This is a genomic window from Jatrophihabitans sp., from assembly GCF_051960575.1.
In the GTDB taxonomy this organism is placed as follows: Bacteria; Actinomycetota; Actinomycetes; order Mycobacteriales; family Jatrophihabitantaceae; genus JBQCEE01.
The window spans coordinates 1-2,538 of the sequence record NZ_JBQCEE010000103.1 but is presented as its reverse complement, the minus strand read 5'-3'; the positions used below and the strand labels follow the sequence as shown (position 1 = coordinate 2,538).

Sequence of the window (2,538 nt, the reverse complement as noted above, 5' to 3'; positions counted from 1 at the left end):
GGGGGGCCCCGACCCCCCCCCCCCCCCCCCGCCCGGGGGGGGGGGGGGGCGGTTCGGGGGGGGTGGGGTGCGCCGCCGCGGACCGCCCACCGGACGCGTCAGGCGACCGCCTGCGCCGTCTCGGCCGCGCTGAGAGCGTAGGCGAGGATGTCGCGCACGTCCTGCACGGGCCGGACGTCCAGTGCGGCCAGCACCTCGGCCGGGACGTCGTCCAGGTCGGGCTCGTTGCGCTTCGGGATGAAGACGGTCTTCAGCCCGGCCCGCTGTGCTGCGAGCAGCTTCTGCTTGACGCCGCCGATGGGTAGGACGCGTCCGTTCAGCGTGACCTCGCCGGTCATGCCGACATCGCTGCGCACCGGCTTGCTCGTCGCGAGCGAGGCCAGCGCGGTCACCATGGTGACGCCGGCCGACGGGCCGTCCTTCGGCACCGCACCCGCGGGCACATGCAGGTGGATCGAGCGCTCCAGCTTGGCGGGGAAGATCCCGTGCTCCGCGCCGTGCGCCCGCAGGTAGCTCAGCGCGATCTGCGCCGACTCCTTCATCACGTCGCCCAGCTGACCGGTGAGCGTGAGCCCCGGCTGCCCCTCGGCGGCGCTGGCCTCGATGAACAGCACGTCGCCGCCGGCGCCGGTGACCGCGAGCCCGGTCGCGACGCCCGGCACCGCGGTGCGCTCGGCCGACTCCGGGGTGAACCGCGGCCGGCCGACGAAGTCACGCAGGTTCGCCGCCGTGACGTCGACGTGGGTCTCGCCGGTCGCGAGCTTCGTCGCGGCCTTCCGCAGCACCTTGGCGAGCAGCCGCTCGAGCTGCCGGACGCCGGCCTCGCGCGTGTGGTCGGCGGCGAGCAGCCGCAGTGCGTCGTCGTGCAGCGTCACCTCGCCGGCGTCGATCGCCGTGCGCTCGAGCTGCCGGGGCAGCAGGTGCGTGCGCGCGATCGCGACCTTGTCGTCCTCGGTGTAGCCGTCGAGCGTGACGACCTCCATGCGGTCGTACAGCGCCGCCGGGATGGTGTCGGCGACGTTGGCCGTGGCGAGGAAGACGACATCGGACAGGTCGAGGTCGACCTCGAGGTAGTGGTCGCGGAAGGTGTGGTTCTGCGCCGGGTCGAGCACCTCGAGCAGGGCCGCGGCCGGGTCGCCGCGGAAGTCGCTGCCGACCTTGTCGATCTCGTCGAGCAGGACGACCGGGTTCATCGAGCCGGCCTCGGTGATGGCCCGCACGATGCGTCCGGGCAGGGCGCCGACGTAGGTGCGCCGGTGGCCGCGGATCTCGGCCTCGTCGCGCACGCCGCCGAGGGCGACGCGGACGAACCTCCGGCCCAGCGCGCGGGCGACCGACTCGCCGAGGCTCGTCTTGCCCACACCGGGCGGGCCGACGAGCGCGAGCACGGCGCCCGAGCCGCGGCCGCCGACGACCTCGAGCCCGCGCTCGGCGCGGCGGGCACGCACGGCGAGGTACTCGACGATGCGCTCCTTCACGTCGTCCAGGCCGTGGTGGTCAGCGTCGAGGATCGCGCGGGCCTCGGCGACGTCGGTGTTGTCGGTCGTCTTCGTCGTCCACGGCAGGTCGAGGACGGTGTCGAGCCAGGTGCGGATCCAGCCGGCCTCGGGGCTCTGGTCGCTCGACCGCTCGAGCTTGCCGACCTCGCGCAGCGCGGCCTCGCGGACCTTCTCGGGCAGGTCGGCCGCCTCGACCCGGGCGCGGTAGTCGTCGCTGCCCTCGGGTTCGCCCTCGCCGAGCTCCTTGCGGATGGCGGCGAGCTGCTCGCGCAGCAGGAACTCGCGCTGGCGCTTGTCCATGCCCTCGCGCACGTCGTGCTGGATCTTCTCGGTCACCTCGAGCTCGCCGAGGTGGTGCCGCGCCCAGTCGGTCACGAGCGTCAGCCGGGCGGCGACGTCCGGGGTCTCGAGCAGCTGCCGCTTCTGCTCGTCGGTCAGGTACGGCGCGTAGCCGGCGAGGTCGGCGAGCTCGCTGGGGTCGGCGATGCGCTGCACCGAGTCGATCACCTGCCACGCGTTGCGCCGCTGCAGGATCGAGACGACCAGGGCCTTGTACTCCGTGGCCAGCTCGTGCGTCCGGCCCGTGACCGTGCCCTCGTCGCCCTCGTCGCCGACCGTCTCCGCCTCCACCCACAGGGCCGAGCCGGGACCGGTCACCCCTGTTCCGATACGGGCGCGGACCTCACCGCGCACGACCACGGCCTTCTCCCCGTTCGGGAGCCTGCCGATCTGTTCGAGCACCGCGACCACACCGATCGCCGCGTACCTGCCGTCCAGCCTCGGGACGACCAGGACCTTCCGATCAGTCGTGTCCGCCGCGTCCACCGCAGACTGAACCTCCGGTGCGTCCAGCCTGACGGGCACCACCATGCCGGGCAGCACAACCGAGTCGGTCAGCGGAAGCACCGGCAGCTTCAGCGTCTGTGTCATGCCCGCATCAACGCTTACGTTGCAACACTCATTCCAGCGTTCATGTAATTCCGCCCTGGGTGAACGTCCGGCCGAACCGGGCGGGTGGCATCGCCGGTACGGGTCAGGC

Annotated in this window: 1 protein-coding gene; it reads right to left on the bottom strand. The window is 73.0% G+C overall.

The window, feature by feature from the left end; genetic code table 11:
- Positions 1-98: 98 nt before the first annotated feature.
- Positions 99-2,429 carry an endopeptidase La gene (gene lon / locus ACTHMS_RS05410; RefSeq protein ID WP_440305651.1) on the bottom strand — a complete coding sequence of 777 codons (2,331 nt, stop codon included), beginning with the start codon at positions 2,427-2,429 and terminating at the stop codon, positions 99-101.
- Positions 2,430-2,538: the final 109 nt, after the last annotated feature.